An 18079-nucleotide genomic window follows, 5' to 3' on the forward strand; every position below is an offset into this window, starting at 1 on the left:
TGGGCGCGCGCGTCAGAAACGGTAGGCGGCTGCCACGAACAGCGAGGTGTTCTTGTTGTCGTAGTTGGGCAGCTTGCTGTCCGTCTTCACGTGCTCCAGCTGCACCAGCAGGGACCAGGCCGCCGACAGCGGCACCGTCTGGCCGATGCCGATGCGCCATTCGGTGTCGCGGCGCGCGGTGTTCGGGTCGATGGCCGGGTCGGCCGCGTCGTAGGCGCGCCGCTGCAGGCCGCCCCAGACCGAGGTGGTCCACAGGCCGCCGCCCTTGAGCGGGCTGGCGTAGCTGTGCAGGTAGGTCACGCGCGCTTCCTGGCTGTCGTTGTCGTAGTAGCGCCGGTCGGTGCGCTGCCAGTACGCGCGCAGCTCGCCGCTGAGCAGCTGGCCCGGTGCGAGTTCGCGCGTCAGGCGCACGCGCAGCAGCTTGCTGGGGCCGCCGAGTTCGCTGGCGGCGGGCACGTCGATGCGGGTGGCGTAGTCGACGTCGCGGTACTCGAGGCCGCCGTCGACGAGGGTGCGCTCGTTGAGGCTGTAGGCCGCGTCCAGGCCCAGGCCGTGGTTGCTCAGGTAACGGTGGCCCTGGGCCGAGAGCGTGGCGGCGATCAGGTGCGGGCGGATGCTCAGGCCGGGCAGGCCGGCCGGCGAGGGCTTGAAGCGCAGGCCGGAGGTGAGCTCGACCAGGGCCAGGTTGTACGGGTCGGTCTGGTTCATCTGCAGCGTGCTGCCGGACGAGGAGCTGAACTTGACGATCTGCGCAGCGAGCGAGCTGACGATGGCGGCCTCGTTCTGGCGGCCCAGGTCGTACTGGTGGTCCAGGCGCAGGCCCAACTGCAGGTCGGTGTCCGACTGGGGCTTGAGCGCGTCGGGCACGGCCACCGGCGCGCCAGCGGCCAGCACCGTGTCGCGGCTGGTGCGCGAGCTGGGGTTGGTCTGGGCCCGCAGGCCCAGCAGCACCTGGCCGTCGAGGCGCGAGACCTGGGTGCGCTTGCCGATGTCGCGCAGCAGGGTTTCGGCCTGGCCTCGCTCCACCGGCCCCAGGCGCGGGTCGTCCAGGGCGCGGCGCAGCATGCCGGCGGCCATGTCGTAGGAGCCGAGGCGGTAGTACAGCACGCCCAGGTCTAGGCGCACGGAGGGCGGTGCGTTCGGGTCCAGCAGCAGGCGCTCGAGGGCGGCGATGGCGCCTTCGTGGTTGCCCGACTGTTCCAGCAGGCGCGCATAGCGCGCGGTGGCGTTGCCGTCGGCGGGCGATTGCAGGGTCTGGCGGAAGGCTTCGTCGACCTGGCTTTGCAGGGGCGCGTTGGGCGCGGTCTGGGCCCAGGCGCTGGAACAGAACAACGCCGTTGCCAGCAATTTGATAGCGAGAACCTCAGAAGAATGGCTGGCCGCGGGGCGCTTCAATTGGGGTTCCTCCTGGATGGCTGGGCTGGCTGAAAGGGCGCGGACGATTGTTACACATTTGCAAGCACGCTTATCATTCCTGGCCCGAACCCGGAGGGCCCTGCGCACCTCGGGCCGACTGTGTTTCGACCGACGCCGAGCGTCTTCTGATGGCCGCGATTCCTTCTCTTCCCGTGGCGCCGCCGGCGCCCCGGCACCCGCTCGACTTCCGCTTTGGCGCCCAGGGCCCGAAGGCCCGCACGGTGTTGGTATATGGCAACTGCCAGACCCCCTACCTGGCGCGCATGCTCAGCGCGCTGGACGACCTGAACGACGACTACCGCTTCGTGGCGGCCCTCAACCACGCGCAGCCGGGCGATGCCCAGGCGCTGCCGGTGGCCGACGAGGACATGAAGAACGTGGCGCTGCTGCTGCGCCAGCACGAGATGGCGCCCGGCAACCCGGCCTTGGCGGCGATCGAGGCGCGCCTGCCCCCGGGCTGTCCGGTCATCACCTTCCCGAGTTACCTGCTGAACTGCCTGTGGCCCTTCGAGTGCGCCGAGCCGCGCGAGCGCCACGACCCGGCCTATCCGACCTGGAAGCGCTACCCGACGGGCGACCTGGTGGCGCTCGAAATCGCCGAAACCGGCCTGAGCGGTCCGATCGCCGTGGCCGCCTACATGGACCTGTCCGCGCGCCGGATGCCCGACCTGCAGCGCCGCCTGGAGGACGACCTGGACCTGATGCGCCTGTTCGACGCCCACTGCGATGTGCGCCTCGCCGACCACGTGGCGGCGAACTTCCGCGACCAGCACATGTTCTGGACGCGCGGCCACATGTCGGCCGCCGCGATGCGCGAGCTGGCGCGCCGCGTCGCCGATCAGGCCCGCCACGTGATCGGCGGCCAGGCGCAGCGCGCCGAACTGTGCCTGGACGCGGCCATGGACTTCGAGGGCATGGGCGGCGTGCAGACGCCCATTCACCCGCTGGTGGCCGACGCCCTGAAGCTGAGCTATTGCCCACCCGAGCGCACCTACCAGTGGGTGACGCAGCAGTGGACCTTCTACGAGTACATCGAGCGTTACATCGCCTACGACACGAGCTGGTAGCCTGGGGCCGCAGTGCCTGGGCACGCGCCCGCTTCCATTCCCCCTTTCCTTTTTCCGACCGGATCCCGCCATGCCGCAGCAACGACCACTTGGACCCTTCACCGTCTCAGCCATCGGCCTGGGCTGCATGAACATCTGCCACGCCTACGGTCCGCCCGTGCCCGAGGCGCAGGCCGAGCGCCTGCTGCTGGCCGCGCTGGACGACGGCGTGACGCACTTCGACACCGCCGCGCTCTACGGCTTCGGCGCCAGCGAAACCCTGATCGGCAAGGTGCTGGCCCCGCACCGCCACCGCTTCACCCTGGCCAGCAAGTGCGGCATGCAGGGCGTGGACCTGAAGGGCGACGGCCAGCTGGTGCGCGTGATCGACGGCCGGCCCGAGACCCTGCGCGCCACCTGCGAGGCCTCGCTGCGCCGCCTGCGCACCGAGGTGATCGACCTGTACTACCTGCACCGCTGGGACAAGTCGGTGCCGATCGAAGAAAGCGTGGGCGCGCTGGGCGACCTGGTGCGTGCGGGCAAGATCCGCGCGGTCGGCCTGTCCGAGGTCTCGGCCGCCACCTTGCGCAAGGCGCACGCCGAGTACCCCATCAGCGCGGTGCAGACCGAGTACTCGCTGTGGACGCGCAACCCCGAGATCGCGGTGCTCGACGCCTGCCGCGAGATCGGCGCGGCCTTCGTGGCCTTCAGCCCGACGGCGCGCGGCTTCCTGGCGATCGACCTCGACCCGCAGGCCTTCGACGCCAAGGACATCCGCCGCGCGATGCCGCGCTTCACGCCCGCGCACTGGGCCGCCAACCAGCGCCTGCTGCCGGCCTACCGCGCCCTCGCGGCCGAGGTGGGCTGCACGCCCGCGCAGCTGTCCATCGCCTGGCTGCTGCACAAGGCGCCGCACATCCTGCCGCTGCCGGGCACGGGCAACGTGGACCATCTGCGGGAGAACAACCGCGCCGACGGCGTGCGCCTGAGCGCCGACGTGATGCAGCGCCTGGAGGCGCTGATCAACCCGCAAACCGTGAGCGGCAACCGCTACAGCGAGCAGTCCAACCGCGAGGTGGACACCGAGGTGTTCGCGTGAGCGCCACCCCGGGCGCCGAGCGCCCCATCCTGGTGGTGGCCGCCGGCCAGACCGTCGAGGAGCTGAGCCGCGCCGAAGGCGATTTCCCCGACTGGATCGCGCACGGCCTGGGCGATGGCGTGCCGCTGCGCCACGCCGACGCGCGCGAGGCGCCGGACTACCCCGACCCGCGCACGCTCGGCGGGGTGGTGGTGAGCGGCTCGCACGCCATGGTCAGCGACCGCGCGCCCTGGAGCGAACACCTGGCCGGCTGGCTCAAGGACTGCGTGGCGGCGGAACTGCCGGTGCTGGGCATCTGCTTCGGCCACCAGCTGCTGGCGCACGCTCTGGGCGGCGAGGTGGACCGTTTGCCCGAGGGGCCGGAGGTGGGCACGCGCGAGGTGCGGCTCGGCCCCGAGGCCGGCGACGACGCCCTGCTGGGCGCCTTGCCGGCCCGCTTCCCCGCGCAGCTCATCCACTACCAGTCGGTGCGGCGCCTGCCGGCGGGCGCGGTGCCGCTGGCGCGCAGCGACATCGAATCCCACCAGGCCTTCCGCGTGGGGCGGCGCGCCTGGGGCGTGCAGTTCCATCCGGAGTTCTCGGCCACGGCCATGCGCGGCTACCTGGAGCGCCTGAAGGGCGAGCTGGGCGAAGAGGCGGCGCGGCGCCTGGACGAGGTGGGCCCCACGCCGCAGGCGGCGCAGGTGCTGCGCCGTTTTGCCGAGGTGGTGCGGGCTGGCTGAGCTCAGGCGCCGCCCGTGGCGTAGCGCTCGGCCAGCGCGTCCCAGGCGGGCTTGCCCACCAGGGCCTGGCGCTCCAGGAACGGGGCCACCCGCTCGGGGTCTTCGGCCAGCAGGCCCTCGGCCTGGAGCGCGCCGAGGGCGCGCCGCATGCCCAGCAGCGCCGACTGCAGGGCCGCGTTGGCGTACAGCACGAAGCTGTAGCCCTGGGCGCCGAGCGCGTCCGCCCGCTGCAGCGGCGTCTTGCCGCCCAGCACCAGGTTGATCAGCAGGGGCTTGTCCACCAGCGTGGGCAGGCGCGCGATGTCGTCGGACCGGGTGAGCGCCTCGACGAACAGCAGGTCGGCGCCGGCCTCGGCAAAGCGCTGGGCGCGTTCCACCGCGGCCTCGAAGCCCAGGCTGGCCGCGGCGTCGGTGCGGGCGACCACCATCAGGTCCGGGTCGCGGCGGGCGTCGACGGCGGCGCGGATCTTCGCGACCGCTTCGTCGAGCGGGATCACCTCCTGCCCGCTGAAGTGGCCGCAGCGCTTGGGCGCCACCTGGTCCTCGATCTGGATGGCGTCGGCGCCGCAGCGCTCGAGCACGCGCACCGCGTGGCGCACGTTCAGGGCGTTGCCGAAGCCGGTGTCGGCGTCCACGATCAGGGGCAGCTCCACCGCGTCGCGCAGGCGCGCGGTGTGCTCGGCCAGCTCGCTCAGGCCCACGAAACCCAGGTCCGGCAGGCCCAGGGCCATGTTGCTCAGGCCGGCGCCCGTGAGGTAGACGGCCGGGTAGCCCAGGCTTTCGATCACCCGCGCCGACAGCGCGTTGAACGCGCCCGGCAGGATGAGCCCCTGCCGCCGCTCGGCCAGGGCGCGCAGCGCCCGCTTGGGCGGCAGCGCCGCCGGTGCCGCGCTCACCGCGCCGCCTCCACGGCGCGTTCGCGCGTGGCCCGCAGCCGCAGCAGGGCCGGCACCGTGAGGATGAGCGCGGTCGCGATCCACAGGCCGGTGGCGATCGGGCTGTGCACCAGCACCGCGGCGTCGCCGTTGCTGATGGACAGGGCGCGGCGCAGGTTCTGCTCCATCAGCGGGCCGAGCACGAAACCCAGGATCAGCGGCGCCATGGGCACGCCCTGCTGGCGCAGCAGGTAGGCCGCGAAGCCCAGCGCGGCCATCAGCAGCAGGTCGAAGGTGGTGGCGTGCACCGCGTAGACGCCCACGCTGGAGACCGCCAGGATGCCGGGCACCAGCACCCAGTAGGGCACGTTCAGGATGCGGGTGAACAGGCCCACCATGGGAATGTTGAGCACCAGCAGGATCACGTTGGCCAGGAACATCGAGGCGATCAGGCCCCACACCAGGTCGGGCTGCTGGCTGAACAGGGCGGGGCCGGGCGTGATGTTGTAGAGCGCCAGCGCGCCCATCATCACGGCCGTGGTGCCCGAGCCCGGCACGCCCAGGGTCAGCATGGGCACGAAGGAGCCGGTGGCGGCCGAGTTGTTGGCGGCCTCGGGCACGGCCACGCCACGGATGTCGCCCTGGCCGAACGTGCCGTCCTTGTCGATCAGCCGCTTCTCCATGGCGTAGGTCATGGCGCTGGCCACGGTGGCGCCCGCGCCGGGCAGCACGCCCACCACGAAGCCCACGACGCTGGCGCGCAGGGTGCTCCACCACGTGTGGGCCATCTCGCGCAGGTTGAAGAGCGTGCGGCCGGTCTGGGGAATGGGCCCCGCGCTGGCGTGGTGTTCCCTCAGCATGAGCAGGATCTCGCTGATGGAGAACACGCCGATGACCACCACCACGAACTGGATGCCGTCGGACAGGTGCACGTCGCCGCCGGTGAAGCGGTAGACGCCGGAGTTGGCGTCCAGGCCCACGCAGGACATGGACAGGCCGATGAGGGCCGCCAGGCCGGCCTTCACCGGCGCGTTGCCCAGCAGGCCGGCGATGCAGGCGAAGGCGAAGCACATCAGCGCGAAGTACTCGGCCGGCCCGAAAGACAGCGCCCAGGCGGCCAGCAGCGGCGCGAACATCACGATGCCCAGCGTGGCGATGAGCGAACCCACGAAGGAGCTCCAGGCCGAGATGGACAGGGCCACGCCCGCCAGGCCCTGGCGGGCCATGGGGTAGCCGTCCAGCGCGGTCATGATGGCGCCGGCGTCGCCCGGCACGTTGAGCAGGATGGAGGAGATGCGCCCGCCGTACTCGCAGCCGATGTAGACGGCGGCCAGCAGGATGAGCGAGGCCTCGGGCGGCAGTTTCATCGCGAAGGCCAGGGGCATGAGGATGGCCACGCCGTTGATGGGACCCAGGCCAGGCAGCAGGCCGACCACGGTGCCGATGAAGGAGCCTATGGCGGCGATCAGCAGGTTGATGGGGCTGAAGGCCACGCCGAAGCCGTCCATCAGGTGTCGCAAGGTGTCCATGGCGCGGCCCTCAGAGCAGGAAGGACAGCAGGCCGGCGGGCATGGTCACGTCCAGCAGCCGGTCGAAAAGAAAATGCAGGCCCACGCCCAGCGCGGCGCCGCTGGCCAGCGACTGCTTCCAGCCGCCGCCGAAGGCCCTGCCCACGGGCAGGGCCATGAGCAGCGTGGCGAGAATGAAGCCCAGCCACTGGAACAGCGCCGCGTAGGCCAGCACCGTGCCCGCGCACAGCAGCGTGCCCTTCCAGGGCACCTGGGCGAAGGCGCCGCCGCCGGCCGAGGGGCGCAGCACCAGCCACAGGCCGCCCAGGCCCATGCAGGCCGCCAGCAGCAGGGGAAAGGCCTTGGGCCCCAGCGGTTCGTAGGAATAGGCGGCGGTATAGCCCTGCGCGGCCCAGGCCATGGCCGCGGCCGTGGCGACGCACACCGCGCCAAGAAGGCGGTCACTCATGGAGACTCCAAGGGAAAGGGCGGGCCGCCGCGCGGGCGGCTCGCGGGACAGCGGAGGGGGCCGCTCAGTTCGCCGGCTTGGTCGACAGGCCGAACTCTTCGGCCAGCTTGCGGTAGCCGGCCACCTGCTGCTTCACGTAGGCGTCCAGCGGCGCCCCGGTGATGGCCAGGGGGAACAGGCCGCGCTCTTCGCGCAGCTTGTCGTAGGCCGGCGTGGCCATCATCTTGGCGAAGGCCTCGGCCCAGGCCTGGTAGTCGGCGTCGCTGACCTTGGGGCCGAGGTAGAAGCCGCGCACGATGGGCCATTCGACGTTGAAGCCCTGTTCGGCGGCGGTGGGGATGTTGGCCATCTCGCCCGGCAGGCGCTTGTCGTTCATGACGGCCAGGATGCGGATCTTGGCGCCCGCCTTGCGCTGCTGCAGGGCCTCGGCCGCGTCGCCGGTGAAGACGTGGATGTGGCCGCCCTGCAGGGCGGTCATGGCCTCGCCGCCGCCTTCGAAGGCCACGTAGCGCATGGTCTTGGGGTTCACGCCGCCGGCGCGCGCGGTCAGGGCGGCCTTCATCCAGTCCTGGCTGCCCACCGTGCCGCCCGCGCCCAGCACCACCTTGTTCGGGTCGGCCTTGATGGCCGCCATGACGTCCTTGAGCGACTGGTAGGGCGAGTTCTCGGCCACGATGACCGCGCCGTAGTCGGTACCGATGGCGGCCAGCCAGCGCACGTCGTTCTCGGTGTAGCGGCCGAACTTGCCCTGCGCCAGGTTGAGCAGCGAGCCGCCGGAGAAGGCCACGATGGTGCTGGCCGCGTCGGGGCGCTGGGCCACGATGGTGTTGTAGGCCACCGCGCCGATGCCGCCTGGCATGTAGGTCACGCGCATCGGGTCGGCGATGAACTTGCCGTCCTGCAGCGCGGACTGGGCCAGCTTGCAGGTCAGGTCGAAGCCGCCACCGGGTTTGGCGGGGGCGATGCACTCGGTCTTGGCCAGCGGGTTGGCCATCGCGCCCAGCGCGCTGGCCGCCAGGGCCGCGGCCACGAGGTGCCTGGAAAGCGTCATGGTGTGTCTCCTCGGAATGGAATCAACGGGCGGCATTCGGGGATGCCGCGGAGGCACTGTAGGAGGCGGGCACTTTCAGGCCGCTTTCAGCCGAGGCGCGATAAACCGCGGGTAAACCCGCGGCCCATGGCCGCGCGTCAGGCCCCGCCGGCCGGCAGCGGCAGGACCATCTCCACCTGAAGGCCGCGGCCGTCCGGCCCCGGCCGGGCGCGCAGTTCGCCGCCGTGCCGCTGCGCCACGGTGCGCACGAAGGCCAGGCCCAGGCCGGAGCCCGGCACGGCCGCGCCGCTGCCGCGAAAGAAGCGCTCGCCCAGGCGCTCCAGGTCGGCCGCGGGCAGCCCGGCGCCGTCGTCGACCACGGCCAGGCAGGCCTCGCGCTGGCCCGAGGGCATGACGCGTTCGCGCACCGACAGCGTGACGTGGCAGCCCGCGCCACCGTGCCGGATGGCGTTGTGCACCAGGTTCGACAAGGCTTCGCGCAGCAGGTCGGCGTCGCCGGTGAAGGCCAGGCGCCGGGCCGGGGCGTCCAGGCCCAGGTCGACCGACTGGTCGCGGGCCGCGTGCCAGCCGTCGCGCACCACGGATTCGGCCAGCCACACCAGGTCGACGGCCTGGAAGTCCAGCGGGGCGCTGTCGGCGCGCGCCAGCGAGAGCAGCTGGTTGGTCTGGCGGATGGTCTGGTCGAGTTGCGCCCGGATGGACTCGAGCACCGGGCGCTGCTGCGCGGGGTCCTGCTCGCGCAAGGCGTAGGCCACCTGGGTGGAGAGCGTGGCCAACGGCGTGCGCAGCTGGTGCGAGGCGTCGTCGACGAAGCGCCGGCGCAGCTCGGCCTGCTCTTGCGCGCGCGCGACGTGCCGGTTGATGGCCTGCACCAGCGGCAGCACCTCGGCCGGCACGCCGTCGGGCGACATGGGCGTGAGGTCGTCCGGCTGTCGCGCCTCGACCTCCTGGCGAAAGCGCGACAGGGGGTGCATGGCCCAGGCGATCGACACGGTGAGCAGGCCGGTCGCCAGCACGATCAGCAGCAGGTCGCGCGCCAGGCTGCGCAGCAGCAGGTCGCGGCGGAAATCGTTGCGCGCCTCCAGGGTTTCGGCCACCTGCACCACCACGCGCTGCGGCGGCCGCTGGCCGGCCAGCGGCTCGGCCAATTCGCGCGCGTAGCTGCCCACGCGCACCGGCTGGCCCAGGTATTCGCCGTCGTGGAACTGCGGCTTGCCGGACTCCAGCGGCCGGGGCGGGCGGGGCAGGTCGGGGCTGCCGATCTCGACCAGGCCGTCCTCGGACGCGACGCGGTAGTGCACCTGCCCCTGCGCGGTGAGTTCAAAAAACTCCAGCAGGCGGTAGGGCAGCTCCACGCCCAGGCCGCCGCTGGCGGTGGAGATGCTGGAGTCGATGGACTTCACCGCGCCCAGCAGCGAGCGGTCGTAGGCGGCGTCGGCGGCGTCGTTGGCGGTGGTCCAGGACAGCCAGAGCTCGGCCGCCGTCACCGCCAGCATGCCCGGCAGCAGCATCAGCAGCAGCAGGCGCCGGATGCTGGCCAGCGGCCAGCGCGGCCGCTTCATGCCTGAGCCTCGAGCATGTAGCCCAGGCCGCGCAGGGTCGTCACGCGAACGGGGCTGTTCTCCAACCGTTTGCGGATGCGGTGGATCAGCACCTCGATGGCCTCGGGGTGCACGTCCTGCTCGTCCGAGAACACGCGCTCGAGCAGCTCGCGCTTGGACAGCGGCTCGCCCGGGTACTGGATCAGGGCCCGCAGCACGGCGTGCTCGCGCGGCGTCAGGGCCAGGGGCTCGTGCTGCAGGCGGAACTGCTTGGACGCGCTGTCGTAGCTCAGCGGGCCGCAGGCAAAGCGTGGGTGTTCCTGGCCCCGGGCGCGGCGGATCAGGGCCGTCAGGCGGGCCTCCAGCTCGGCGACGTCGAAAGGCTTGGCCATGAAGTCGTCGGCGCCGCCATGCAGGCAGCCCACGCGCTCGTTCAGGGAGTCGCGCGCGGTGAGGATCAGCACCGGCAGCCGCTGGTCCGCTTCGCGCAGGTCGCTCAGCACGTCGTGCCCGTCCAGCCCGGGCAGGCCGAGGTCGAGGATCAGGGCGTCGTAGCGCGTGGCCTTGAGGCTGCGGCGCACCAGGCGGCCGTCGGCGACCCAGTCGACCTGGAAGTCGTTCTGCCCCAGGGCCTTGACCAGCCAGGTGGCCAGATCGGCTTCGTCTTCGGCGAGCAGGATGCGCATGCCGTGGGTCCGCCTCAAGGCCGCACCGGGCGCAGGCAGCCCAGGTCGCCTTCGGGGCAATGGAGCTGGCGGCGCAATGCCTGGGTGCGCTCGCGGGTCAGCCGCGTCTGGCAGTGCAGCCGCACCATGGGTTCGGCGCTGCCGCCGCGCACCGCGCTGGCCTCGAACCCGCAGGTGGCGGTGCGGTAGGTCAGCCAGTCCTTCTGGGCGGTGCGCAGCAAGGTGCGCCTGGCGGGGTCGAGGCTCGCGGACAGCTCGCGCAGAACCGCCGCGTGGGCCGCTTGCGCGTGTTCGAAGTCCTGGTAGGCGCAGGCGGTGAGCTGGCGCTGCGTCTCGGCCTGGGCGCAGTCGGCCGGCAGGTCCTGCGCGGGCGCGGTAGCGCCGGCCCAGGGGGCGAACAGCCCCAGGCAGAGCAGGGCGGCGAGACGTGGCATGAAAGGTCCTTCCCGGCGGAACGCGGCGACGGGCCATTCTCCGCCGAAACAAAACGACAAGAAGCGATACCGCCCCGAGACCCGGTGTCGGCGCCCGCCGCGCACCATGGCGGCCACGTTCCACCCCGTCCAAGAAAGGACCCGTCATGAAACCCTGGATCAAGCGAACCCTCATCGGCCTCACCAGCGTCACCGTGCTCGCGGGCGGCCTGGCGGCCTGCGGCCACCGCGCCCACTACGCCGACGGCCCGTCCTCGCCCGAACGCGTGGCCGAGTGGCGCGGCAAGGCGGTCGATCGCGTGACCCGCAAGCTCGACCTCACGGCCGAACAGCGCCAGAAGCTGGAGCTGCTGGCCGACAAGCTGATCGCGCAGCGCAGCGCCATGATCGGCCAGACCCCCAACCCGCGCGCCGAGATGAAAGCCCTGGTGGCTGGCGAGAAGTTCGACCGCGCCCGAGCCCTGCACCTGCTCGACGAAAAGACCCGCGCGCTGCAGCTCACCACGCCCGAGGTCATCGCGGCCCTGGCCGATTTCTATGACGGCCTGAACCCCGCCCAGCAGGCCGAGGTGCGCGAGTTCCTCGAAAAGCGCCGCGGCTGGTTCCACCGCGGTTGAGCGGGGCGCGCCATGTCGCCCGCGCTGCAAGCCATCGCCCATCCGCTGCGCGAGCACGGCCCCGTGCTGCTGGCCGATGTGAACGACCCGCACGACGAGGTGCTGGCCCTGGTGTGGGGCCCGCGCTTCGACCGCGAGCACGCGATGTGGCTGTGGTCGCGCCTGTCGCGGCGCGCGCCGCAGCAGGCCGTGCCGGTGCTGCCCGCGCTCATGGGCGCGGCGGAGCGCTTCGACGCGCTCGATGTGCCCGCGCAGCGGCGCGTGCGCCGGCTCATCCTGCGCCACCGCGCCCTGCGGGCCGCACTGGCGGTGTGAGAATGCACGAATGCCCCGCATCCTGCTGATCGACGACGACACCCAGCTCGGGCCGCCCCTGGCGAGCTACTTCCAGCGGTTCGATCTGGCGCTGGTGCACGCGCACACGCCCAGCGAGGGCCTGGAGCATCTGCGCCGGGGCGGCTTCGACGCCGCCATCCTGGACGTGATGCTGCCCGAGATGGACGGCTTCGAGCTCTGTCGCACCATCCGCAAGGACAGCGACATCCCCATCGTCATGCTCACCGCGCGCGGCGACGTGATGGACCGCGTGGTGGGCCTGGAGCTGGGCGCCGACGACTATTTGCCCAAGCCCTTCGAGCCGCGCGAGCTGGTGGCGCGCGTGCAGACCGTGTTGCGCCGCCGCCCGGCGGTGGCGGCGGCCGCGCCCGACGTGCTGGCCTTCGAGGGCCTGAGCATCGACCCCGCGCGGCGCCAGGTGCTGCGCCAGGGCGAGGCGGTGGAACTCACGGGCACCGAATTCGAGCTGCTGCACCTGCTGGCGCGCGAGGCCGGGCGCGTGCTCAGCCGCGACGACATCCTCAACCACCTGCGCGGGCACGAGGCCGAGCTGCTCACGCGCGCGGTGGACATCGTGGTGAGCCGGCTGCGCAAGAAGCTGGAGCCGCTGGACTGCATCAAGACCCTGCGCAACGCGGGCTACTCGCTCGCGCTGCGGCGCGCACCGGCACCGCGCCCATGAAGCCGGCCGCCGACCCGAGGCCGCGTTGGCGGCATTCGCTCAAGCTGCGCCTGCTGGGCGTGTTCCTGCTGCTGGCCTTCCTGGTGGCCTTCATCTTCATCGGTGGCGCCCAGAAGGCTTTCACCCTGGGCTGGAAGGAGGCTGGGCGCCCGCTGCTGATGGACTACGTGACGCGGCTGGCGAACGACGTGGCGCCCCAGGGCCGGCCCGACGTCGAGAAGGCCCGCGCGCTGGTGGAGCGTCTGCCCATCGTCACCATCGACATCACCGGGCCGGTCGTGCAGTGGCGCTCGCACCCGGCACTGCCGCGCCCGCACTGGCGCAAGGACAGCGGCGCCGACGACTGGAACGACGACGAGACCTGGCGCGCCCTGGTGCAGCGCCGCACGGCCGACGGGCACGTGATCGAGTTCGGCCTGAACGATGCCGCCATCGAACGCCGCCCGCGCCTGTTCGTCTTCGCGCTGGCGGCCCTGCTGGTGGTCACTGGGCTGGCCTTCTGGTACGTGCGCCGCCTGCTGAGCCCGCTCGACGCCATCCGCGCCGGGGCCATGCGGTTCGGCGCGGGCGATTTCTCGCAGCCCATCGCCGTGCCCGCGCGCCGCTGCGACGAGCTGGGCCAGCTCGCGCAGACGGTGAACACCATGGGCCAGGACATCGAGCAGATGCTGCAGGCCCAACGCGCGCTGCTGCTGGCCATCAGCCACGAGCTGCGCAGCCCGCTCACGCGCGCGCGCCTGAACACCGAACTGCTGCCCGAATCGCCCGAGGTGAACCCGCAGCGCGAGGCCCTGCTGCGCGACCTGGGCGAGATGGCGCGCCTCATCAGCGACCTGCTGGAAAGCGAGCGCCTGGCGGGCCGCCACGCGGCCCTGAACCGGGAGCCCACCGAGCCGGCCACGCTGGCGCGCGAGGTGATCGCCGAACTGGCGGCGACGCGGCCCGAGGCGCGGCGCATCGGCCTGCGCCTGGACGAGGGCTTGCCCCCGGCCTTGCTGGACCGCGTTCGGGTTCGCCTGCTGCTGCGCAACCTGCTCGACAACGCGCTGCGCCATGGTGCGGAGGCCGCCACGCCGCCGGAGCTGCGCGTGGAGCGCGTGGACGCTGGGGGGCTGCGCTTCGTGGTGCGCGACCACGGCCCGGGCGTGCCCGACGACCAGATCGCGCACCTGGCCCAGGCCTTCTACCGCCCCGATAGCGCCCGCACCCGGCACGCGGGCGGGGTGGGGCTGGGGCTCTACCTGTGCCGGCTGGTGGCGCAGGCGCACGGGGGCCGCTGCGAGATCCGCAACGCCCGTCCGGGGCTGGAGGTGAGCGTCACGCTGCCGGCACAGGCGTGAGGCGCAGGGCGCGGGGCCTGCCGGCATGGGGCAGGCGAATCGGGTGTCCGGAACCGCTTCGCAGGGGCCGTTCTGCGCCCGTTTTTTGCCGGTTTTCGACCGATTGGCCGAGGGGTTTCCGGCCTAGAGTCGCGGGCTATGTACCGGCCGCTGCCCCTGGATTCCTTTGCCTTGCACGAACCCGTTCCGGTCAACATCTGGGACGCCAAAGGCGTTCTGCTGCTGCGCAAGGGCGAGACCATCACCTCGGAGCAACACCGTGGCGTGTTGCTGCTGCATGCGCCGGTGGTGCTGGCCAGCGACTGGCAGGCGCTGAACTACGGCTACACCGCCTCGCTCGACCGCATGGTGCGGGACAACCAGGCGCTCAATCGCATCGCCGGGCTGAGGGCGCTGTCGGCTTCGCCGGCCGAGGTGGCGGCGCGCGACGCTGGCGTGTCGGTGCCCGAGGCCTGGGCCGAGCTGCACGCCACACTGGCGGCGCTGCTGCACCAGGGGGCCAGCGCGCACCAGTTCCTCGAACGTGTGCTGCGCGTGCAGTCGCAGGGTGAGCAGCTCTGGCACGACCAGGCCGACAACAGCCTGCTGGTGCTGGTGCAACTGCTCTTCGACACGCGCGTGTCCTACAGCGCCACGCACGCGCTGCTGGCCGCCGGCCTGTGCGCCCTGGTCGCGCCGCTGGCCGGGCTGGACGAGAAGCAGCGGCGCGCCCTGGTGCTGGCCGCGCTGACCATGAACCTGGGCATGACCCGCGAGCACGACGAGATGGCCCGCCAGCCGGGGCCGCTCAGCTCGGCCCAGCGAAAGGTGGTGCGCGAACACCCCCAGCAAAGCGTGGCCCTGCTGCGCCAGCTGGGCGTGCTGGACGCCGAATGGATCCGCCTGGTGGCGCAGCACCACGAGAAACCCGACGGCACGGGCTACCCCAAGGGCGAGCGCGTCGACCGCATCACCCACCGCCTGCTGCAAATGGCCGATGTGTACGTGGCCTGCATCAGCCCACGCAAGAGCCGCGGCGCGCTGCTGTCGCAGCAGGTGGCGCGCGAGCTGTACATGGGCGGCCATCGAGCACCCGACCAGCTGGGTGCGCTGTTCGTCAAGAGCGTGGGCTTCTACCCGCCCGGCAGCTACGTGCGGCTGGCCAGCGGCGAGCTGGGCGTGGTGGTGCGCCGGGGCGAGAAGGCCAACGAACCGCGCGTGGCCGCGCTGGTGGGCCGCCAGGGCCTGCCGCTGGGCGAGCCCGTGCTGCGCGACACGGCCGATCCGACCTGGGCGGTGGCCGCCAGCCTGCCGCCGGGGGAGGTGAAGGTCATCGTCAACGTGGACCGGCTGATCGCGCGCGGCTGAGCCCGCGCCGGTGGACGGCGGCCCGCGGCGAGGGCGGCCTCAGCGCCGGATGCGCGCCAACCGCTCCTGCAGCGTCGCGGCCGACAGCTCGCCGATGCGCGTGCCCACCAGGCGGCCGTCCGCGTCGAAGAACAGCGTGGTCGGGAACGCCTTCTGCTCAAAGACCGCGCCGGCGGCGCGCGTCTCATCGATCAGCGCGTTGTCCAGTCCCAGGCCGCGCGACCGCAGCCAGGCCCGCACCTGGTCCGCCGCTTCGCCCTGGTTGAGGAACACGACGTTCACGTCCGGCGATTGCCGCTGCGCGGCCGCCAGCACGGGCATTTCCCGCACGCAGGGTGGGCACCAGGTGGCCCAGAGGTTGATCACGGTGGGCTTGCCCTGGAAGGTCCGCAGGTCCACCTCCGCGCCTTGCAGGGAGCGCACCGTGAGCGCGGGAAGGCGCCGGTCGGTGTCGGGCAGCGCGCTCAGCGCGCCGAGGCCGGCGACGAAAACGGCCGTGCCGGCCATCAGCGCGGAACGCAAGGCTGGCCAGGCCTGGGGCGCACGCCGGCGGGCGCGGACGAGGGCGTACAGCCAGGCGCCCAGCAGACCGGCCACGGGGTTCCAGCCGCCGTCGCGGATGTCGAGCATGCTGAGCGGCTCGGCCAGGTAGGCCGAGCGGTACTCGACGATGAATGCGATCCGCGCGAGCAGGGCGCCGGCCCAGAACGCGCCCCACAAGGCATCGCCCGGATCGGCGCCCTGGCGCCGGCCCAGCCACCGGCCCAGGGCCCAGGCCACCAGCAGCGAGGCCAGCACGGCGCCCAGGCCCCAAGGCAGCACCAGCGGTCCCAGGGTGATGGCGGGGTTCATGTCGTGTGGGCTCCTGGGAGGGGTGGCGGCGCGCTGGCGCCGGGATGGGACAATAGCGGGTTCGGGTGCAGGCCCTGTGCGCCGCGCGAGGCGCACAGGGCCGCCGCACCCGATGGACCATTCGCCGATGGAAAAGATTCCCCCCACACCGCCCTTCAGTCCCTGGCGCCTGTCCGTCGCGCCGATGATGGACTGGACGGACCGCCACTGCCGCTTCCTGCACCGCCTGCTGACGAAGCGCACGCTGCTCTACACCGAGATGGTGACGACCGGCGCGCTGATGCACGGCAGCGTGCAGCGCCACCTGCGCTTCAACGCCGAGGAGCACCCGGTGGCCCTGCAGCTGGGCGGCAGCGAGGCCGACGAGCTGGCCCAGGCCGCCCGCCTGGGCCAGCAGTGGGGCTACGACGAGATCAACCTCAACTGCGGCTGCCCCAGCGAGCGCGTGCAGCGCGGCGCCTTCGGGGCCTGCCTGATGGCCGAGCCGCAGACCGTGGCCGACGGCGTGAAGGCCATGCGCGACGCGGTGTCCCTGCCGGTGACGGTGAAGCACCGCATCGGCATCGACAAGACCGAGAGCTACGGCTTCGTGCGCGACTTCGTCGGCACCGTGGCCGAGGCGGGCTGCGAGGTCTTCATCGTGCACGCGCGCAACGCCTGGCTGCAGGGCCTGTCGCCCAAGGAGAACCGCGAGGTGCCGCCGCTGCGCTACGAGCTCGCGCACCGCCTCAAGCTCGACTTCCCGCGCCTGACCATCGCGGTCAATGGCGGCATCACCACCAACGAGCAGATCGCCGATCAGCTGCAGCACGTGGACGGCGTGATGCTGGGCCGCGAAGCCTACTACCGTCCCTGGGCGCTCACCCGCTGGGACGAAACCTTCTTCGGCGCGCCGCCCAGCGACGTGGACCGCGACGCCGTGGAGGACGCCATGGTGCGCTACATGGAGCGCGCGCACGCCGAGGACGGCTGCCCCTGGTATGCCATCGCGCGCCACATGCTGGGCCTGCGCCACGGCTTGCGCGGCGCGCGCAAGTGGCGCCAGGTGTGGAGCGACCACCGCCTCAAGCCCCTGCCGCCGCGCGAGGTGTGGCGCCTGGCGCGGGCGCACGTGAGCGACGAGGCCGAGACGCTCGCCGCCTGAGCGGCGCAGCGCCCGCGGACGGTGGCGCTCAGGCCGCCCGCAGCATCGCCTCGGGCGTGTCGTTGATGGTGGTGCGGCGCAGTTCGCGCCGCTCGCTGATGTCGTAGCGGCGGCCGCGGTGCAGGGTGCTGCGGTTGTCCCAGATCACCAGGTCGCCCGGCGACCATTCGTGCACGTAGACGTTCTCGCGCCGCGTGGCGTGCTCCAGCAGGTCGCTCAGGTACATGCGGCCTTCGGCGATCGGCCAGCCGATCACCTCGCGCGCGTGCACGCCGACGAACAGCACCTTGCGGCCCGAGCCCGGGTGGGTGTCCGCCAGCGGCCAGACCGCCGGCGGGATCTCCTTCTTCTGGTCGTCGGTGTAGGCGTCGTCGCCCAGCAGGATGCGCGTGTGCAGCGCGAAGTGCTCGGCCTGGAGGTCCTCGATCTCGGCCTTGGTGCGCTCGTCCAGCGTGTCGTAGGCGTGGCGCAGGTCGGCGAACTCGGTGTTGCCGCCCCAGCTGGGCGTGATCACGCAATGCAGCATCGAGTAGGCCGCGCGCGGGTTCATGAAGGAGCTGTCGCTGTGCCAGAGCTGGTTGGCGAAGTTGGAGAGGTTCTTGGGCGAGTCGCGGCGCGCGATCTTGCCCTGGGCGTCGACGTTGGAGATGTCGATCAGGCGCTCGTCTTCCAGGCGCTCGGGGCGCTTGAACACGCGCTTGAGGCCGATGTCCAGCGGGCCGAAGTGCCGGGCGAAATCGAGCTGCTGCTGAGCCGTCAGCGGCTGGCCGCGAAAGACCAGCACGGCGTGCTCGTTCATGGCCGCGTTGATCGCGCGCACGTCCTCGGCCGCGAGCGGGCGGGTGAGGTCCAGGCCGCTGGCCTCGGCGCCGAAGACCGGGTGGATGGGCTTGAGTTGCAGGGAGCTCACGGTG

General features: G+C 72.1%; 19 protein-coding genes. 9 read left to right on the plus strand and 10 right to left on the minus strand.

The genetic code is table 11. From position 1 onward, the window contains the following. Positions 1-12: 12 nt before the first annotated feature. Positions 13-1332 carry a surface lipoprotein assembly modifier gene (locus tag JNX00_RS11425; protein ID WP_239478124.1) on the minus strand — a complete coding sequence of 440 codons (1320 nt, stop codon included), beginning with the start codon at positions 1330-1332 and terminating at the stop codon, positions 13-15. Between the two features lie 212 nt (positions 1333-1544). On the opposite strand from JNX00_RS11425, the gene JNX00_RS11430 reads away from it, so the two are divergent. From JNX00_RS11430 to JNX00_RS11440, 3 genes are all read left to right on the plus strand, one after another. Next, on the plus strand, positions 1545-2483 hold the full coding sequence (locus JNX00_RS11430; protein WP_204742341.1) for a WcbI family polysaccharide biosynthesis putative acetyltransferase: 939 nt from the start codon (positions 1545-1547) through the stop codon (positions 2481-2483). Between the two features lie 70 nt (positions 2484-2553). Then, positions 2554-3561 (plus strand): aldo/keto reductase, encoded by a 1008-nt coding sequence (locus JNX00_RS11435; RefSeq protein WP_204742342.1) that lies wholly within the window; start codon positions 2554-2556, stop codon positions 3559-3561. After that, the gene (locus JNX00_RS11440; RefSeq protein WP_204742343.1) at positions 3558-4283 is read left to right on the plus strand and encodes a glutamine amidotransferase; all 726 of its coding nucleotides are present in this window, start codon (positions 3558-3560) and stop codon (positions 4281-4283) included. Before JNX00_RS11435 ends, JNX00_RS11440 begins: the two co-directional genes overlap by 4 nt. A gap of 2 nt (positions 4284-4285) precedes the next feature. Here JNX00_RS11440 and JNX00_RS11445 read toward each other — a convergent pair whose 3' ends face one another. From JNX00_RS11445 to JNX00_RS11475, 7 genes are all read right to left on the minus strand, one after another. After that, positions 4286-5158, minus strand: coding sequence for an isocitrate lyase/PEP mutase family protein (locus tag JNX00_RS11445; RefSeq protein ID WP_204745051.1), 873 nt, complete (start codon positions 5156-5158; stop codon positions 4286-4288). A gap of 17 nt (positions 5159-5175) precedes the next feature. Next, complete coding sequence (locus tag JNX00_RS11450) at positions 5176-6687, minus strand: tripartite tricarboxylate transporter permease (protein WP_070398553.1); 1512 nt, start codon at positions 6685-6687, stop codon at positions 5176-5178. Between the two features lie 10 nt (positions 6688-6697). Next, positions 6698-7135 carry a tripartite tricarboxylate transporter TctB family protein gene (locus tag JNX00_RS11455; protein ID WP_070398552.1) on the minus strand — a complete coding sequence of 146 codons (438 nt, stop codon included), beginning with the start codon at positions 7133-7135 and terminating at the stop codon, positions 6698-6700. A 64-nt stretch (positions 7136-7199) separates the two neighbouring features. Beyond that, positions 7200-8129, minus strand: coding sequence for a tripartite tricarboxylate transporter substrate-binding protein (locus JNX00_RS11460; protein ID WP_239478335.1), 930 nt, complete (start codon positions 8127-8129; stop codon positions 7200-7202). Positions 8130-8323: 194 nt separating this feature from the next. Beyond that, a complete protein-coding gene (locus tag JNX00_RS11465; RefSeq protein WP_204742344.1) occupies positions 8324-9748 on the minus strand; it encodes a sensor histidine kinase in 1425 nt (474 codons plus the stop codon). After that, the gene (locus tag JNX00_RS11470) at positions 9745-10413 is read right to left on the minus strand and encodes a response regulator (protein ID WP_070398549.1); all 669 of its coding nucleotides are present in this window, start codon (positions 10411-10413) and stop codon (positions 9745-9747) included. Before JNX00_RS11470 ends, JNX00_RS11465 begins: the two co-directional genes overlap by 4 nt. A 14-nt stretch (positions 10414-10427) precedes the next feature. Beyond that, entirely contained in the window at positions 10428-10847 is a 420-nt protein-coding gene (locus JNX00_RS11475; protein WP_175442820.1) for a lysozyme inhibitor LprI family protein, read from the minus strand. Positions 10848-10993: 146 nt separating this feature from the next. Between JNX00_RS11475 and JNX00_RS11480 the strand changes: the two genes are divergently transcribed. From JNX00_RS11480 to JNX00_RS11500, 5 genes are all read left to right on the plus strand, one after another. Beyond that, positions 10994-11464, plus strand: coding sequence for a Spy/CpxP family protein refolding chaperone (locus JNX00_RS11480; protein ID WP_204742345.1), 471 nt, complete (start codon positions 10994-10996; stop codon positions 11462-11464). Between the two features lie 12 nt (positions 11465-11476). Beyond that, complete coding sequence (locus tag JNX00_RS11485; protein ID WP_070398547.1) at positions 11477-11779, plus strand: hypothetical protein; 303 nt, start codon at positions 11477-11479, stop codon at positions 11777-11779. Positions 11780-11789: 10 nt separating this feature from the next. Then, positions 11790-12482 (plus strand): response regulator transcription factor, encoded by a 693-nt coding sequence (locus tag JNX00_RS11490; RefSeq protein WP_070398546.1) that lies wholly within the window; start codon positions 11790-11792, stop codon positions 12480-12482. After that, positions 12479-13822, plus strand: coding sequence for a HAMP domain-containing sensor histidine kinase (locus JNX00_RS11495; protein ID WP_204742346.1), 1344 nt, complete (start codon positions 12479-12481; stop codon positions 13820-13822). Before JNX00_RS11490 ends, JNX00_RS11495 begins: the two co-directional genes overlap by 4 nt. A gap of 171 nt (positions 13823-13993) precedes the next feature. Beyond that, positions 13994-15169, plus strand: coding sequence for an HD domain-containing phosphohydrolase (locus tag JNX00_RS11500; RefSeq protein ID WP_139146985.1), 1176 nt, complete (start codon positions 13994-13996; stop codon positions 15167-15169). A gap of 39 nt (positions 15170-15208) precedes the next feature. On the opposite strand, the gene JNX00_RS11505 is transcribed toward JNX00_RS11500, so the two are convergent. Next, on the minus strand, positions 15209-16021 hold the full coding sequence (locus JNX00_RS11505; protein WP_204742347.1) for a TlpA disulfide reductase family protein: 813 nt from the start codon (positions 16019-16021) through the stop codon (positions 15209-15211). A gap of 127 nt (positions 16022-16148) precedes the next feature. Here JNX00_RS11505 and dusA point away from each other — a divergent pair, with 127 nt between their 5' ends. Continuing rightward, the gene (dusA, locus tag JNX00_RS11510) at positions 16149-17165 is read left to right on the plus strand and encodes a tRNA dihydrouridine(20/20a) synthase DusA (RefSeq protein WP_204742348.1); all 1017 of its coding nucleotides are present in this window, start codon (positions 16149-16151) and stop codon (positions 17163-17165) included. A gap of 28 nt (positions 17166-17193) precedes the next feature. Here dusA and JNX00_RS11515 read toward each other — a convergent pair whose 3' ends face one another. Next, positions 17194-18075, minus strand: a complete 882-nt coding sequence (locus JNX00_RS11515; RefSeq protein ID WP_204742349.1) for a TauD/TfdA family dioxygenase — start codon at positions 18073-18075, stop codon at positions 17194-17196. Positions 18076-18079: the final 4 nt, after the last annotated feature.

Origin of the sequence: Hydrogenophaga sp. YM1, assembly GCF_016903055.1 — a bacterium.
Classification (GTDB): Bacteria; Pseudomonadota; Gammaproteobacteria; order Burkholderiales; family Burkholderiaceae_C; genus Hydrogenophaga; species Hydrogenophaga borbori.

Bases quoted from the DNA above. Each gene is read 5' to 3' on its own strand.
- JNX00_RS11505 (WP_204742347.1), bottom strand. From the start codon at position 16,021: ATGAACCCCGCCATCACCCTGGGACCGCTGGTGCTGCCTTGGGGCCTG.
- JNX00_RS11455 (WP_070398552.1), bottom strand. From the start codon at position 7,135: ATGAGTGACCGCCTTCTTGGCGCGGTGTGCGTCGCCACGGCCGCGGCC.
- dusA (WP_204742348.1), top strand. From the start codon at position 16,149: ATGGAAAAGATTCCCCCCACACCGCCCTTCAGTCCCTGGCGCCTGTCC.
- JNX00_RS11450 (WP_070398553.1), bottom strand. From the start codon at position 6,687: ATGGACACCTTGCGACACCTGATGGACGGCTTCGGCGTGGCCTTCAGC.
- JNX00_RS11485 (WP_070398547.1), top strand. From the start codon at position 11,477: ATGTCGCCCGCGCTGCAAGCCATCGCCCATCCGCTGCGCGAGCACGGC.
- JNX00_RS11490 (WP_070398546.1), top strand. From the start codon at position 11,790: ATGCCCCGCATCCTGCTGATCGACGACGACACCCAGCTCGGGCCGCCC.
- JNX00_RS11460 (WP_239478335.1), bottom strand. From the start codon at position 8,129: ATGGCCAACCCGCTGGCCAAGACCGAGTGCATCGCCCCCGCCAAACCC.
- JNX00_RS11430 (WP_204742341.1), top strand. From the start codon at position 1,545: ATGGCCGCGATTCCTTCTCTTCCCGTGGCGCCGCCGGCGCCCCGGCAC.
- JNX00_RS11495 (WP_204742346.1), top strand. From the start codon at position 12,479: ATGAAGCCGGCCGCCGACCCGAGGCCGCGTTGGCGGCATTCGCTCAAG.
- JNX00_RS11465 (WP_204742344.1), bottom strand. From the start codon at position 9,748: ATGAAGCGGCCGCGCTGGCCGCTGGCCAGCATCCGGCGCCTGCTGCTG.
- JNX00_RS11470 (WP_070398549.1), bottom strand. From the start codon at position 10,413: ATGCGCATCCTGCTCGCCGAAGACGAAGCCGATCTGGCCACCTGGCTG.
- JNX00_RS11435 (WP_204742342.1), top strand. From the start codon at position 2,554: ATGCCGCAGCAACGACCACTTGGACCCTTCACCGTCTCAGCCATCGGC.
- JNX00_RS11475 (WP_175442820.1), bottom strand. From the start codon at position 10,847: ATGCCACGTCTCGCCGCCCTGCTCTGCCTGGGGCTGTTCGCCCCCTGG.
- JNX00_RS11480 (WP_204742345.1), top strand. From the start codon at position 10,994: ATGAAACCCTGGATCAAGCGAACCCTCATCGGCCTCACCAGCGTCACC.